This is a genomic window from Candidatus Villigracilis vicinus, assembly GCF_016702885.1.
Taxonomy (GTDB): Bacteria; Chloroflexota; Anaerolineae; order Anaerolineales; family Villigracilaceae; genus Villigracilis; species Villigracilis vicinus.
Window position 1 is genome coordinate 337370 of the sequence record NZ_JADJDD010000001.1, and the last position, 14605, is coordinate 351974.

Genomic DNA, 14605 nt, shown 5'->3' on the forward strand with positions numbered 1-14605 from the left:
AGGCGCACAAATCATGGTTCCTCTTTCATGGTATTTACTTCTTGCGGCGGCATTGTTCGGCATTGGCTTGTTTGGTGTGCTGGTGCGTCGTAACGCCATCGCGATCCTTCTCGGCATTGAGTTGATGCTCAACGCCGTGAATATCAACCTCGTCTCCTTCTGGCGTTACAGCGATGTACTAACCTCGATGTCTGGGCAGGTTTTTTCTGTCATCGTGTTTGCTGTAGCCGCTGCCGAAGTATCTGTAGGTCTGGCATTGGTCATTTCTGTGTATCGCCGCCGCAATACGGTGATCGCAGATGAACTCGATATGTTGAAGTGGTAGGGAGTTATGTCTACTGAATTAATTATCTGGTTACTTCCCCTCCCGCCTGCACTGGCGTTCTTTCTGATCGTCTTGTTCACGAATCGGAGCAAAGCGCTGAGCCATTCTGTGGCTGTAGGCGCGGCTTTCCTTTCCTGGCTGGGCGCGATGATCGTTTTTGTCCGCTCGTTGGGCGTGGAACATTTGGCTGAACACCCGTTCACCTCCTCGATTAATTGGCTGCCGACGGGTGATACGTTTTTGAAGATCGGCGTACTGATCGACCCGCTCTCTGCCACGGTTTTGTTCTTCGTCGCCTGGTGTGTGTTGATGATCTTCGTCTACAGTATCGGATACCACAACTTTGGTCAGCCGGCAGGCGACCATGACCATGCCGGGTTGCCGCCTCATGGCGCGACTGTTCACGGACACACTGTCCCTTCAGTAGAGCCGATGTACTCACGCTTCTTCGCCTTCATCGGCTTGTTCGCTTTTGGCATGCTCACCCTTGTGGTTTCCGATAACGTGCTGACCATGTTTGTCGGCTGGGAGATCATGGGGTTGTGCTCCTACCTGCTGATCGGTTTCTGGTACGGCAAAGAATCTGCGCGTAATGCGGCGATCAAAGCCTTCATGACCACCCGCATCGGCGATGTGTTCATGCTCTTAGGTATCGCTTTCCTTTACAGCGTGACCGGTTCACTTTCCTTCCGTGACATTTTCAGCGAAGAAGTTTTACACGCCCTCGCTTCTGTTCCTACGGGCATCTTTGGTCTTTCGGCCGCTGGTTTGATCGGTCTGTTGCTCTTCATTGGCACGGTAGGTAAATCTGCCCAGTTCCCGTTGCATGTCTGGCTGCCAGACGCGATGGAAGGTCCGACCCCCGTCAGCGCCATGATCCATGCGGCGACGATGGTCTCCGCAGGTGTGTATGCGGTCATCCGCATGTTCCCGATCATCAGCCTCGATGAAAAGACCATGACGGTTGTGGCGTTCATTGGTGCATTTACAGCGATTTTCGCTGCCACCATTGCAGTTGCCCAGAACGATATCAAACGTGTTTTGGCATATTCAACCATTTCCCAGCTTGGTTTTATGATCGCAGCGCTCGGCATTCATGCTTATGTCGCGGCGACTTTCCATCTGGTAACCCACGCCTTCTTCAAGGCGTTGCTCTTCCTTGGTTCCGGTTCCGTCATCCACGGTATGGAGCACGGTGTTCTACACACGGGTAACCACAAAGTAGACCCGCAAGATATGTTCAACATGGGCGGTTTGAAAGACAAAATGCCCAAAACTTTCTGGACCTTCCTCATCGGCGGTTTCGCCCTTTCCGGTTTCCCGCTGGTAACGGCTGGCTTCTGGTCGAAGGATGAAATCCTTGCGGATGCGTGGGCACATGGACATACAATTGTTTTCTTCACCCTCGCCATTGCCGCCTTCCTGACCGCCTTTTACACCATGCGCCAGATCACCTTGACCTTCTTTGGTGAAGCTCGCACGGAAGAAGCCAAACACGCGCATGAAACTCCGTGGACGATGACAACCCCGTTGATCGTTCTTTCTGTGTTCGCGGTTGGCTTTGGCTGGGTGGGCATGCCCAAGTGGATCACCGGTGGATTGGTTGAAAACTGGTTCCATCATTTTATTGGCTCGATGCTGCACGAACATTCTGAAGAATTAGCCTTCAATATCGTTCCGTTGGGCACATCGCTCTTGGTCGCCCTTGGCGGTCTAACGGCTGGATATTTCGCGTATCGTAATGTGAAGTCTCCCGCTGAAGACAAGCTACAGATCCCAGTTCTCAAGAACAAGTGGTATGTGGATGAACTTTACAATGTTTTGTTCATCAAACCCGCTGTCTGGTTCTCGGAAGTCTTCGTCTCCAAGTGGATGGATAAAGGCTTCATCGATGGCATCCTTCACCTATTCGGACCCGCCACCGGCGGAGTCGGAAGCGCGATCCGCAATTACTTTGACCTGCCCGTCATCAATCATTTCTTTGGCGATGGTTCCGCCGAAGTGACCTGGTGGTTCGGCAGAAATCTTCGCCCCATTCAAACGGGACGCATCCAGCAGTATCTTATTCTCTCGTTGATCGTTCTGTTCGTGGTCGGCGGGCTGCTGTACTTCCTGTTGATGGCATAGGAGCCAAGCGATGGACTTTTTCAGCACACATCTCCTTAGCCTGATCCTCTTCCTGCCTGCGATATCGGCAGTGATCATGCTCTTTTTACCGAGCGATGCGCGGCTTCAACGTTGGTTCGCTTTCAGCGCCAGCCTGATCCCCTTCATCCTGACGCTCGTCCTGTGGAATCGCTTCGATGCGAACGCCACGGGTTTTCAATTTCAGGAAAAATATACCTGGTATGCCGCCATCAATGCTTCCTTCCATGTTGGCGTTGACGGTATTTCATTGGCGATGGTTTTCCTCACCACCTTCCTGACGCCGCTTGCCATTCTCGCTTCTTTCAGCGTGACAGACCGCGTCAAGCCTTACATGATGCTCTTCCTGTTCCTCGAAACAGGCATGCTGGGTGTTTTTCTGGCTTTAGACCTGTTGATCTTCTTTGTCTTTTGGGAGATCGGTTTGGTTCCAATGTACTTCCTCATCAATCAATGGGGGAGTGCCAACCGCGACTATGCCTCGCTTAAGTTCATGATCTATACCATGGGCGGCTCGCTTGGCTTGTTGCTCGCAGTGCAGATGCTCGGCGTTCTTTTCGGGACGTACGACCTGCTTGCCCTCTATCAACAGTGGAATTCACTGTCAGCGGATACCATCCTTATGGGCATGACCGTTGGCACAGTCAAGACGATCGCCTTCTGGGCGTTTGCAATCGCATTTGCGGTAAAAGTTCCTTTGTGGCCCTTCCACACATGGCTGCCGGATGCACATACGGAAGCTCCAACTGCTGGTTCGATGATCCTTGCGGGTGTGTTGCTCAAACTTGGTGCATACGGGTTTATTCGCCTGGTGCTTCCGTTGTATCCTCTTGAAGCCAAGATATTCGCGGGCGCGCTGGCAGTTCTGGCTGTGGGTGCCATTGTCTTTGGTGCGTTCGGCTCCTTTGGTCAGACGGATTTCAAGCGTTTGGTTGCTTATTCGTCAGTGAACCATATGGGCTTTGTTGTGCTTGGTATTGCAGCAGCCGGACTTGCCGCCGGTACCGCCGATGCGCAGATCGCCATGAGCGGTGCTGTCTTGCAGATGTTCAATCATGGTCTCTCTGCGGCGGGAATGTTCTTCCTTGTTGGCGTGATCTACGAGCGCACACATACCCGTAATTTGGACGAATTCGGCGGTTTGTTCCCGCTTGTGCCGATCTACGGCGGCATTTTGATCTTTACCTCGATGGCGTCGCTTGGTTTGCCGGGCTTGAACGGTTTTGTTTCCGAATTCATGATCGTGCGAGGCTCCTACCAGCCGTTGACCATCTACACCGCCATCTCCATGCTCGGCTTGCTCTTTACTGGTGCTTATATCCTCAAGGGCATCAAAAAGGTCCTGCATGGACCCATGAACGAGCACTGGGCTCACGGTGAACATAAACTGACCGAGATCAACTTGCGCGAGATCCTTGTGATGGTGCCGTTGATGGCGCTGATGCTCTTCACGGGTCTCTGGCCGATGTGGATTTTGAATATTATCAACAAGGCAGTGACAGCCCTCTTCTAATGCGTAATACGTAATGCGTAAATCACGAGTTACGCATTACGCAATACGAGGTGACTATGAATTTTCCAATTCTGAGCGTAATAACCTTCCTTCCGTTTGTTGCCGGTATGCTTATTTTGATGATGCCCGCGAATCGGAAGAATGAAGTCCGCGCAGTAGCTTTGGCGGCGGCGGTGATGGACTTGCTGCTTTCCGGCTGGGTCTACCTGCAATACCTGCTAAACGATATGCAGGGGTATCAATTTATCGAGAAATATCAGTGGATCAACATCCCGCCGCTCAACATCGCTCTGCACTTCGGTGTGGATGGCATGAGCGCTCCCCTAGTCCTTTTGACTGGCATCGTCATGTTTACAGGTGTTTTGATCTCCTGGGGCAATGACGATCCGCATGTCATGGCAGGCATTCAAGATCGCCCGCGTGAATTCTTCGCCTTCCTTTTCTTGTTGGCAGGCGGCGTATTCGGCGTATTCGTTTCGCTTGACCTGTTCATGCTTTTCTTCTTCTATGAGATCGCTGTGTTCCCGATGTACTTACTCATCGCCATTTGGGGTTGGGTTAAGACACGTGAGTATGCGGCGATGAAGCTGACCTTGTACCTGTTCATTGGTTCCGTGGTTGCTCTCGTTGGAACACTTGCCATGTACTGGACCCAGTATCAGAATACAGGTGTACTTTCCTTTGACATGCTTGAAATGGAAAATGCTGGCTTCTCCGCAGCCTTCCAAAATTTATGGTTTTTACCAGTTTTCCTTGGGTTTGCGGTGCTTGGCGGCATCTGGCCCTTCCACAACTGGTCGCCAGATGGTCACGTTGCTGCGCCGACCGCTGTTTCCATGTTCCATGCAGGCGTGTTGATGAAGCTGGGCGCTTTTGCTGCTTTGCGTGTGGGAGTCATGTTGCTGCCAGAAGGTGCAAAACATTGGTCATGGCTCATCATGCTTTTTGCAGGTGTTGCAGTCGTCTATGGTGCCTTCATCGCCTTTGTTCAAACCGACCTTAAATACATGATCGGTTTCTCTTCCGTTTCGCACATGGGGTTGGTGGTATTGGGCGTCTCTACGCTCAATGAGACCGGACTTTTGGGCGCAGGCGTGCAAATGGTTTCGCATGGCATCATGACAGCTCTCTTCTTCGCCGTTACCGGTATGATCTATGATCGGGCACACACCCGTATGATCCCGGAACTAGGCGGGATCGCAAAGATCATGCCATTCGCTGCCATTGGCTTCATCATTGGCGGTCTGGTTTCCATGGGTATGCCAGGCTTCTCTGGTTTTGTCGCAGAATTCCCCATCTTCATGGGGGTATGGGAAGAACAATGGCTGGTGGCAGTCATCTGCTCCATCTCCATTATCATCACCGCTGCTTACATTATGATCAATATCCGCAAGGTCTTTTTCGCTCCACTCCCTGAGAAATTGGAAGGGCATATTGGTGATGTGACCGTGCTGGACAAGATCGCCATTGTTACACTTTCGTTTTTGATGATTGTCATCGGCATCTTCCCATCCGTAATGGTGCCCATGGTTGAGACAGGCGTCAAACACATCATGACCTTGTTGGGAGGTGCATAATGTTTACCTCAACCTCCTTCGCCTCTATTCTTCCCGAAATCTTGATCCTTGCCCTTGGGCTTTTACTCCTCATTGTTGAACCATTCTGGAAAGACGAGCAAAAGCGAAATGCCGGTTGGCTAACGGCGGGCGGATTGTTCGTTGCCATGATCGTCAGCCTGCTTTTCGGTCGCCCAGGCGAACCTGTGGCGGTTTTGGGCGGTATGATCCGCTTTGACTTGATGGGGTTCTTCCTCAAGATGCTTTTCATGTTCGCGGCGGCTGCCACTGCATTGCTTATGATGGATCACGAGCAGGCTGGTAAACGCGGTGAAGCTTATCTGATGCTGCTTGCTTCACTCATCGGCATGAATTTGATGGCAGCCTCTGCGGACTTGGTCATGCTGTATCTCTCGATCGAGACGGCGTCTATTCCGCTTTATGTTCTCTCTGGCTTTTTACTGGGCGATGAGCGCTCCACCGAAGCAGGCTTCAAGTACTTCCTGTTCGGCGCGATGGCTTCTACTATTATGCTGTACGGTTTCAGCCTGCTTTTCGGCTTTTCTGGAACAACTGACCTATATGCCATTGCTGCTGCATTGACCTCCGGTAATATTTCTCCGATGCTGGCGTTCGGTGTAGTGACTTTGGTGGTGGTAGGTTTGGGCTTCAAGGTCTCGATCGTTCCATTTCACTTCTGGGCTCCAGATGTGTATCAAGGTGCGCCGACCCCAGTGGCAGGATATCTTTCCACGGCATCCAAAGCCGCTGGCTTTGCGGTCATTCTGCGCTTGTTTTTTGTTGCTTTCCCTGAATTTTCCGGTGTATGGATGATGGTCTTCGCAGTGTTGGCGGCAGTCTCCATGACAGTGGGCAATCTGCTGGCTTTGCCTCAAACAAATATTAAACGCTTGCTGGCGTATTCTTCTATTTCACATGCAGGGTATGCCATGATCGGCGCAGTCGCGTTCAGTCAGTTTGGCGCGGCAAGTGTCATCTTCTATCTTGCGGCGTATATCGCTACAAACCTGCTAGCCTTCGGGATTGTGATGGCGTTCAGTCATGTAACCGGTCTGGAAGAGATCACGGACTATGCAGGTCTTAGCCGCAGAAATCCTTTGCTTGGTTTGATGATGTTGGCAGCATTTCTATCGCTGACGGGTATGCCGCCCTTCGGTGGTTTCGTTGCAAAAGTATTTGTCTTTGCTGCGGGTGTTCAGGCGAATTACACCTGGTTGGTCATCGTGGGCATCATCAACTCGATCATCGGCGTATATTACTATTTGAACGTGTTGAAATTCGTCTACTTGTATCGTATGCCCGATCAGGACGAGGATCAGCATCCAATTCCATTATCCCAGCCTTATACGATCGCTTTGGTCGTTCTGGTTTTGGGTGTGATCTTGTTGGGCACTGTCTTCGCTCCATTCTTTAATTGGTCAGATGTAAGTGCTTTGAGTTTGTTCTAGGAAAATAAGCAACAGCCACCCGAGGTGGCTGTTGCTTTTGTCAGTATGGCGAAGGAATTTTGGAAGTAGTGTAAGGTTAGGACAGGAAATAGGCGTTTCTGCGAGGTGGGGAGGGCTTGCAGGCGGTGAAATGCCCGCAGCGCAGAAAAGAAGACCGCGGGAAATCCCGTCAAGAGGGGTTTCTTATTTGCGTTTGACGCTCTTAGACCTGTCAGTTATAATTCGTGCGCTATGACACAAACGGACCTGGAACAGAAGCGTAAAAATATGGTGCAAACCCTGCTGATCGTTGTGGTTGGGCAGGTAGGCTGCATTACCCTTGCGGTTGTACTCGCTTCGGTGATGGGTGGTGTCTGGCTTGATAATTATTTTGGAACGAAGCCGGTGATCACGTTGGTTCTGTTGTTCGCTGGCATTCCTCTTTCGGTGTTTTTGATGCTGTTTGCTTCGCGCAAGACATTGGCGCGGCTTTCAGAGCAATATGAAGCCGAAAAGAAAAAAATTTCTGCTTAGGAGGCGGGGCTTGGAAACCCAAAAACGTACCCCCTGGCGGCGCTGGATTGTTCTGGTTTTGATGATCGTAGGTTGGATCCTCGCGGGCATGTATGCTCCGGTTCGACCTGAAATCACAGTTGCTGCCGAAAAATTGATCGAGGAACCGCTGACTGAGAATTTTCTCGGTTTTGCGGGACCGTTGTATCTTGTCAACACGCTTCCCACTCTGGCTGTGACGATTGTCCTGCTTGTGGTGATCGCGTTCGCTACCAATCGCTCTCTTGTCAAAAGCCAGAAATCGGATTTGGTTCCGAGCGGCATTGGCAATGCGATGGAAGCCATTCTTGAAATGCTCTATGACCTGACCGAAAGCTCGGCGGGCGCGAAGTGGGCAAAGGCGATCTTCCCCTGGTTTGCGACTATTATGATCTATGTCTTATTCGCGAATCTGCTTAAGCTGGTCCCTGGCTTTGAGTCGGTCGGTGTTATTCACCACGCTCATGGTGAAGGTCATGCCATTGCCGAAATGAGCGGTAGTTGGGCGAGAATTCTTCCCGGCGAGGGTGAGTACATTCTTGCTCCGTTCTTCCGCGGTATTTCTGTTGACCTTAACTTCACCCTTACCTTGGCTGTGATCTCCTTTGTGATGATCCAGGTCATTGGTGTCCGCTCGCAGGGCATGGGTTATTTCAGCAAGTTCTTCAATACCAAGCGCATGTTCAAGGTTCCGTTCTTCGGTGCGATGGACTTTCTGGTTGGTTTGCTGGAAATCATTTCTGAATTTGCGAAGATCCTCTCCTTCACCTTCCGTCTTTTTGGTAACATGTTCGCAGGCGTGGTTTTGGTGGCGGTGGTCGCTTCGCTGCTCGGTAACGTCAGCATCCTCTCGGCGATGATCATGATGTTCGAATTGTTCGTGGGCTTGATCCAGGCGTTCGTGTTCGGCATGTTGACCATGGTGTTCATGGCAATGGCGACGCAGGGTCATGGTGACGAAGAGCACGCAGAACACTAATTTTTGTAAACTAATTCATAAATCACTAGGTTAAACCAAGGAGACTTGAAACATGGATGGACAATTTCTTTTAGATGCGATGCGCTTCGTCGGCGCAGGTCTGGCGATGATCGGTGCTGCAGGCGCCGGTGTGGGTATCGGTTTGAGCGTGCAGGGTGCCCTCGGCGGCATGGCTCGCAACCCCGACACCTACGGTAACTTGTTGACCAACATGATCCTCGGCGTGGCGTTCTCCGAATCCATCGCTATTTACTGTCTGGTCATCGCGTTCCTGATGCTCTTCAAAGTCGTGTAACCCAAGGAGCATTGAAACATGGAAGCTTTAGGTATTAATCTCGGTCTACTCATTATTCAGCTCATCGCGTTTACCATTGTGTTTCTCACATTGAACGCCTGGGTTTACAAGCCCATGCTGGATATGATGGAGACCCGCAAGAAGAAGATTGGTCAGGGTTTGGAAGACGCCCGTGTTGCAGCTGAAGCCCGCGCCAATGCAGAAAAAGACGCTGCCAAGATCATCGCGGATGCTCAGGCGGAAGCCAGCAAGGTCGTTCGCGAAGCCACCGAACGCGCTGAAGTTGCCTCCAAGGATGTGCGTGCCTCTGCCGAAGCGGAATCAACCAAGGCTCGTGAAGCCGCCATGGCGGAAGCTGAACTTGAACGTGGTCGCATTCTCGGCGACCTGCGCGGACAGGTTGCCGCCCTCGCCATTGCTGCTGCCAATAAACTTGTTGGCGACGCACTTGATGAGAAGAAACAGCGCGCATTGCTCGATGAATTCTTCTCCGGCGTGAAGTCTGGCAAGGTGGTTGTGGTTGGCGAAGACCTTAAGGGCGATGCCGCCGTCGTCACCAGCGCACTCCCGCTTACAAGCGATGAGCAGGCTGCTGTCAAGAAGAGCGTTTCTGCGAAGGATTATTCCTTCAAAGTTGACCCCTCCATCCTCGGTGGATTGGTCATCAAGGTGGACGAAAAGGTGCTTGACGCCTCCGTTGCCGGAAAACTCGAAGGATTGCGCTCTGCGCTCAAGTAAGGCTTGAACGAACGTGGAAAAGGCTTTGGTAAAATTACCAAAGCCTTTTTTGTTTAATCCAGCCTGAATGGAGATAAACGGATATAAATGCTTCTAAAAAACTTGTTCATTGATTTTCCCTTTTCGTACCCGCCAAGCATTCCCGATGTTGAAATTTCCGGAATTACCATAGATAGCCGTACAGTAAAACCCGGCGACCTTTTCGTAGCCATGCGCGGACGGGACGCAGATGGGCATAACTATATCTCCAAAGCGATCGATAATGGCGCGGTGGCGGTTATAGGAGACAAGGACATAAGCGGGATTGTCGCCCCATATGTTCAGCTTGAAGATGCGCGTCATTCTTTGACCTGGCTTGCTGCGGCATTTCATGGCTTTCCTGCCCGTAAGCTGACTGTCATCGGCGTAACTGGCACCGATGGCAAAACAACGACAAGCAACTTGTTGTACAAAATCCTCATTGCGGCTGGACTCAAAGCAGGCATGATCTCCACCGTGAATGCTGTGATCGGCAATGAAGTCCTCGATACCGGGTTTCACGTTACTACACCAGATGCTCATGATGTTCAGCGCTATCTCGCGAGGATGGTGGAGGCAGGCTTGACCCACGTGGTGTTGGAGACCACATCGCATGGGTGGTCGCAACACCGCGTGGATGCTTGCGAATTTGATATTGCTGCAGTGACGAACATCACGCATGAACATATGGATGAACACGGCGGATACGAGAATTATCGCGCAGCCAAAGCAAGATTGTTTAGCAGTCTTGAGTGGACACAAGTAAAGCCTACGGGAAACCCGCGTTTGGGTGTGATCAATTTTGACGATAAGAAGTCATACAACTTTTTAACTGGCTTTATAAAGACTAACAAAGTCAGCTATGGTTTGGAAGAGGGGGCAGATGTTCGTGGCATGAACGTGGACTACAGCCCGGAAGGTATCCGATTTACTGCCGTCGCAAAAGATTTTCGCGTAGCCATAAAGAGTGATTTGGTTGGTGCTTATAATGTTTCGAATTGCCTTGCCGCGCTGACCGTTGCGGTGCGTGGATTGGGTATTGATCCGCAAGTGGCGGCGCAGGGGATTGCGGCATTAGCAGGTATTCCCGGTCGTATGGAGCGCATTGATATGGGGCAAAATTTCACCGCGATCGTGGATTTTGCACATACGCCGAATGCTTTAAAAGTTGCCCTGGAGGCTGGCAGGACAATGACGAATAAGCGTGTCATAGCCGTTTTTGGCTCTGCTGGTTTACGTGACAAGGAAAAACGCCGTATGATGGCGGAAACCTCTGCTGAACTGGCGGATCTAACCGTGCTGACCGCTGAGGATCCGCGCGTCGAATCATTGGACGGAATCCTTGAAGAAATGGCGGAGGGTATGCGGGCTAAGGGCGGACGAGAAGGAGAGAATTTTTGGCGCGTACCTGACCGCGGAGAAGCCATTAAATTTGCACTACGTCTGGCTGAGGAAGGCGATATTGTGCTGTCCTGCGGAAAAGGGCATGAACAATCGATGTGTTTTGGGAAGACGGAATTCCTTTGGGATGACCGAACCGCAATGCGTGCGGCGCTGGCGGAATTCCTTGGTGTGGATGGACCTGTAATGCCTTATTTGCCGTCTCAAGATAAAAACGAAGCGGAGTGGCTAAAAGGATGAGTGCGTGGATCCAGCGTGTGACCTTGCAAGGAAAACATGTGCGGCTGGAGCCGCTGGGCGACCAGCATGTTGCCGGACTGGCAGAGATCGGCAAAGGACATGATTTCTGGAAATATATGCTCTACGGTGATATGAAGACAGAAGCAGATTTTCACCATTTTGTGACTGACCTGCTTTCACGTGAAAAAAATGGAACCGACCTGCCTTTTGCGGTCATCCACCTTGCCACCGGGCGGGTGGCGGGCTCAACTCGTTATTTGAATATCATGCCCAAAGACCGCGGACTTGAAGTGGGCGGCACCTGGTACGGATTGGATTTTCAGCGCACTGCAGTGAATACAGAATGTAAATACCTTTTGCTGATGCATGCCTTTGAAACCTTGAAGTGCATTCGGGTGCAGATCAAAACAGATTCTCTTAATGTCCGTTCACAAGCAGCGATAGAGCGCATTGGCGCGGTGAAAGAGGGGGTGCTGCGTAATCATATGATCCTCCCGGATGGACGCATTCGGCACTCCGTGTTCTATTCCATTTTGGATACAGAATGGAGTGTGGTGAAAAATAACCTGGAAGTAATGCTGGCAGCGTATGAAAAGTAAAATGAATTTTGACGTTCCTGCTGATTCAGTTGGGTGAAAACCTCAATGGTTGGTAAACGTCTCGGGTTGGGTGTGAAGCGCGGCGCGGGCGTTGGTCAGTTTGTTGAGTAAGACAAGCCCAACGGTGCTGGTCAGCCCAAGGAGCAGTCCTCCTATCCAAATTGCTTGCGGGGATATATTGTCATTCAGGTAGCCGCCAAGGAGAGGGGCAAGTGTGCGTGAAAAACCCCACCCAAACCAATATAGCGACATGTAACGACCACGCAGGTCGGCTGGCGCGATATCTGCCACGTATTTACTTGCAGTTGGAATTACGATCAGCTCGCCAAAAGTGAGCATGACCATGCTGAGCCAAAAGCCTGAAAAGCCGGTCATTAGTGCCACGCTGCCGGTGCCAAAAGCGTACATCAGCATTCCCATTGCAGTAACCGGCAGGGTTTTAAATTTGCGTGTTTGGTTCGTGACGGCGTATTGCAGGAAAACACACATGGCGGCATTCGTGGTCGGGATCCAGCCATACAGTACTTCGGGGACGTTGAAATTGACCTTTGTATAGACTGGCATCAAGATCCACAACATGGAAGGGGCAATGAGACCCAGTGCGATCAAGGCGACAAATGCCATGTATGCCTTATCTTTGAAGACATGCAAATAACCGTTGGACTGCTGCGCTTCTTTCTCTGCCTCTGCCTGCCCAGCTAAAGCGGATGTGTTTTCTTCACTGAGGGTTTTTCCCAGTGTTTCGTGTGCAAAAAGTAGCCAGATGATCGCGTAGATAATGAACCCTGCCGACGCTCCATAAAATGCCAGGCTATACGAGGTTGAGGCAAGGAACCCACCAATCGCAGGTCCGATGCCAAATGCGGCATTGAGCGCAATGCGGCTAATGGCGTAGGCATCGGTGCGGTTTTCGGCGGGGATCATATCTGCCAGCATGGCATCGGCACCTACTTGATAAAGTGGGTTGGAGAGACCCACCAGCGCCATCATCAATGCAAATTGAAGGTAGGTTTCGGCACCTACCAGAAAAAAATAAGCGATGCCGATCATGGCAAGGCTTACGACCATGACCGCCTTTCGACCGATACGGTCTGCCAGGGTGCCTGCCAGGAAGGAAGCAAATAACCCCACGCCCGCATTGATGGAGATCAGCGAAGCCACGGCGCTCAGCGGCAGATGTAGCTTTCCTCCTGCATAGATGAGCAGAAAAGGCCATACCATGCCGCCCCCAGCGGTGCTGATGATAATTCCAAGAATCATCAGCCAGTATTGCTGGGGGTACTGGCTGTACAGGGTTTTGATCTTTAATTTCAATGAAGTACCTGGTGATATGACTTTTGCGAGGATTATCTTGCTGTTAAGTGGATGCCTGCGATCATGCAGCGGACAGAGCCTCCTGCAAGCTCAATTGTTGGGATGTGCAGTGGAAGTAGTTTGGCGCTTTTTTCTATGATCTTGGTCTGTTCTTTTGTCAGCGCTTTTACTGCGCGTTCTGAAATGGCAAGTACACGGTGTTTGGTGCCTGTCATTTCGAAGGCATTCCCAGCGTATTCGATTACCTGTTCACGGTTTAGATTGATGACCGTCCTTCCGCTGGCAGTGAGGCGCTCCTCGATTTCTTTGCGGCGGGCGGGGTCGGCGATCACATCCAAACAGATGAGGGCATACTCTGTTGCGATACTCATGATGACATTCGTATGGTAGATCGGTCTGCCATTGTGATCGGTTGTGTCAAATGCCATCGGTTCATAACCGAATGTTGTGCAGAAGCGTTCCAAAATGATAGGGTCGGCGCGGTTGGAGCGCCCTACGTAGGCAACGCGCTCCAGATGGTCGAAGACCATGGCTCCCGTGCCTTCTAGAAAAAGATTATCGTATTCCAAGCCTGAATAATCCACCACTTCTTGAACACGATAGTCAGACTTGAGCATTTCGATCACATCGTGTCTTCGTTCGCGCCTGCGGCTGGGGGCATGCATAGGGAAGATGGCAACCCTTCCGCCCTGATGGGTGGAGAACCAATTGTTCGGAAATACAGAGTCAGGAGTTTCATGTTCACCGTAGTCTTCGAAGACGTGGATCTTTACACCTTCGTGTCCCAGTTTTTCAACCGCATGATCGAATTCGTCCCGCGCCTTTGCTGCGATCACTTCGGCTGCCAGGTCTGAGTGAATGGACTGAAAAGCATTATCTGTCGCTGTTTCGATGTTGGATGTAAACCTATGCGGGCGGATCATGACTCCGGCTGTGGGGGCTTGTACGTGTTGATAGTTCATAAAGTCTCCATGTGGCGAGGGATTTGTCTGACAATTGTAACAAAAAACGGATGGAGAGTTTCCGTCCGTTTTTGAAGTTAATATGTTGTGAGATAACGAGGATTACCCGACCAGCCAGGCGAGTGCGGTCTCAAGATCAAAAAAGAGGCGTACATTGATCAAACGATTGTTGGCAACTGTTTCGAAAAATTGCAGGTCGCTAACCACATTCCCTTTTTGTTTCATGACCACGATGGCTTCCTTGATGTGGATTTCGGCATTCATTGCCTGAAGCATGTTCCCAAGCTGATAAATATCAATAACATTTCCACTTCGAGTCAAGTCGGTACAATCTGCCAGGAAGAGATTTGTCTGTTTTTCTTTGGCAATTGAAATATTCTCTGCAATGACCTTAAGGAAATCTTCGGGCATAAAAGGGTCTGTGTATTCCGTACGAATTATCTTCTGGTTTTCAAGGTAGGAAATCTTCCAAGGCATGGTTACTCCTGTATTTCACTTACATCTTACAGTAAAAGCGGAC

General features: G+C 50.9%; 14 protein-coding genes. 11 read left to right on the forward strand and 3 right to left on the reverse strand.

The features are described 5' to 3' along the window. Nucleotides 1–13 precede the first annotated feature (13 nt). From nuoK to IPG80_RS01750, 11 genes are all read left to right on the forward strand, one after another. Nucleotides 14–325, forward strand: a complete 312-nt coding sequence (nuoK, locus tag IPG80_RS01700) for an NADH-quinone oxidoreductase subunit NuoK (protein ID WP_345101980.1) — start codon at nt 14–16, stop codon at nt 323–325. Nucleotides 326–331: 6 nt separating this feature from the next. Continuing rightward, on the forward strand, nt 332–2452 hold the full coding sequence (nuoL, locus tag IPG80_RS01705) for an NADH-quinone oxidoreductase subunit L (protein ID WP_345101982.1): 2121 nt from the start codon (nt 332–334) through the stop codon (nt 2450–2452). A 10-nt stretch (nt 2453–2462) separates the two neighbouring features. Continuing rightward, nucleotides 2463–3983, forward strand: a complete 1521-nt coding sequence (locus IPG80_RS01710) for an NADH-quinone oxidoreductase subunit M (protein WP_345101984.1) — start codon at nt 2463–2465, stop codon at nt 3981–3983. Nucleotides 3984–4039: 56 nt separating this feature from the next. Further along, nucleotides 4040–5560 (forward strand): NADH-quinone oxidoreductase subunit M, encoded by a 1521-nt coding sequence (locus tag IPG80_RS01715; protein WP_345101986.1) that lies wholly within the window; start codon nt 4040–4042, stop codon nt 5558–5560. Beyond that, nucleotides 5560–7008, forward strand: a complete 1449-nt coding sequence (locus tag IPG80_RS01720) for an NADH-quinone oxidoreductase subunit N (RefSeq protein ID WP_345101988.1) — start codon at nt 5560–5562, stop codon at nt 7006–7008. The genes IPG80_RS01715 and IPG80_RS01720 overlap by 1 nt, the downstream gene beginning before the upstream one ends. Nucleotides 7009–7239: 231 nt before the next feature. After that, the gene (locus tag IPG80_RS01725) at nt 7240–7521 is read left to right on the forward strand and encodes an AtpZ/AtpI family protein (protein WP_345101990.1); all 282 of its coding nucleotides are present in this window, start codon (nt 7240–7242) and stop codon (nt 7519–7521) included. A gap of 10 nt (nt 7522–7531) precedes the next feature. Further along, nucleotides 7532–8518, forward strand: a complete 987-nt coding sequence (gene atpB / locus IPG80_RS01730; RefSeq protein WP_345101992.1) for a F0F1 ATP synthase subunit A — start codon at nt 7532–7534, stop codon at nt 8516–8518. A gap of 52 nt (nt 8519–8570) precedes the next feature. Next, nucleotides 8571–8813 (forward strand): ATP synthase F0 subunit C, encoded by a 243-nt coding sequence (gene atpE, locus IPG80_RS01735; RefSeq protein WP_345101994.1) that lies wholly within the window; start codon nt 8571–8573, stop codon nt 8811–8813. 18 nt (nt 8814–8831) lie between these two features. Next, nucleotides 8832–9551, forward strand: a complete 720-nt coding sequence (gene atpF, locus IPG80_RS01740; protein WP_345101997.1) for a F0F1 ATP synthase subunit B — start codon at nt 8832–8834, stop codon at nt 9549–9551. 87 nt (nt 9552–9638) lie between these two features. After that, entirely contained in the window at nt 9639–11210 is a 1572-nt protein-coding gene (locus IPG80_RS01745) for a UDP-N-acetylmuramoyl-L-alanyl-D-glutamate--2,6-diaminopimelate ligase (protein WP_345101999.1), read from the forward strand. Next, nucleotides 11207–11809, forward strand: coding sequence for a GNAT family protein (locus IPG80_RS01750; RefSeq protein ID WP_345102001.1), 603 nt, complete (start codon nt 11207–11209; stop codon nt 11807–11809). Before IPG80_RS01745 ends, IPG80_RS01750 begins: the two co-directional genes overlap by 4 nt. 42 nt (nt 11810–11851) lie before the next feature. Here the strand turns inward: IPG80_RS01750 and IPG80_RS01755 are convergent, their stop codons facing one another. From IPG80_RS01755 to IPG80_RS01765, 3 genes are all read right to left on the reverse strand, one after another. Next, a complete protein-coding gene (locus IPG80_RS01755; protein ID WP_345102003.1) occupies nt 11852–13123 on the reverse strand; it encodes an MFS transporter in 1272 nt (423 codons plus the stop codon). Between the two features lie 32 nt (nt 13124–13155). After that, nucleotides 13156–14085 (reverse strand): arginine deiminase-related protein, encoded by a 930-nt coding sequence (locus tag IPG80_RS01760; protein ID WP_345102006.1) that lies wholly within the window; start codon nt 14083–14085, stop codon nt 13156–13158. A 102-nt stretch (nt 14086–14187) separates the two neighbouring features. Further along, nucleotides 14188–14562 carry a hypothetical protein gene (locus tag IPG80_RS01765; protein WP_345102008.1) on the reverse strand — a complete coding sequence of 125 codons (375 nt, stop codon included), beginning with the start codon at nt 14560–14562 and terminating at the stop codon, nt 14188–14190. Between the last annotated feature and the right edge of the window lie 43 nt (nt 14563–14605).

Excerpts from the sequence above, each read along its gene's own strand:
- IPG80_RS01715 (WP_345101986.1), top strand. The coding sequence starts at position 4,040 with ATGAATTTTCCAATTCTGAGCGTAATAACCTTCCTTCCGTTTGTTGCC.
- IPG80_RS01745 (WP_345101999.1), top strand. The coding sequence starts at position 9,639 with ATGCTTCTAAAAAACTTGTTCATTGATTTTCCCTTTTCGTACCCGCCA.
- IPG80_RS01725 (WP_345101990.1), top strand. The coding sequence starts at position 7,240 with ATGACACAAACGGACCTGGAACAGAAGCGTAAAAATATGGTGCAAACC.
- nuoL (WP_345101982.1), top strand. The coding sequence starts at position 332 with ATGTCTACTGAATTAATTATCTGGTTACTTCCCCTCCCGCCTGCACTG.
- IPG80_RS01720 (WP_345101988.1), top strand. The coding sequence starts at position 5,560 with ATGTTTACCTCAACCTCCTTCGCCTCTATTCTTCCCGAAATCTTGATC.
- atpF (WP_345101997.1), top strand. The coding sequence starts at position 8,832 with ATGGAAGCTTTAGGTATTAATCTCGGTCTACTCATTATTCAGCTCATC.
- nuoK (WP_345101980.1), top strand. The coding sequence starts at position 14 with ATGGTTCCTCTTTCATGGTATTTACTTCTTGCGGCGGCATTGTTCGGC.
- IPG80_RS01765 (WP_345102008.1), bottom strand. The coding sequence starts at position 14,562 with ATGCCTTGGAAGATTTCCTACCTTGAAAACCAGAAGATAATTCGTACG.
- IPG80_RS01760 (WP_345102006.1), bottom strand. The coding sequence starts at position 14,085 with ATGAACTATCAACACGTACAAGCCCCCACAGCCGGAGTCATGATCCGC.
- IPG80_RS01710 (WP_345101984.1), top strand. The coding sequence starts at position 2,463 with ATGGACTTTTTCAGCACACATCTCCTTAGCCTGATCCTCTTCCTGCCT.
- atpE (WP_345101994.1), top strand. The coding sequence starts at position 8,571 with ATGGATGGACAATTTCTTTTAGATGCGATGCGCTTCGTCGGCGCAGGT.
- IPG80_RS01750 (WP_345102001.1), top strand. The coding sequence starts at position 11,207 with ATGAGTGCGTGGATCCAGCGTGTGACCTTGCAAGGAAAACATGTGCGG.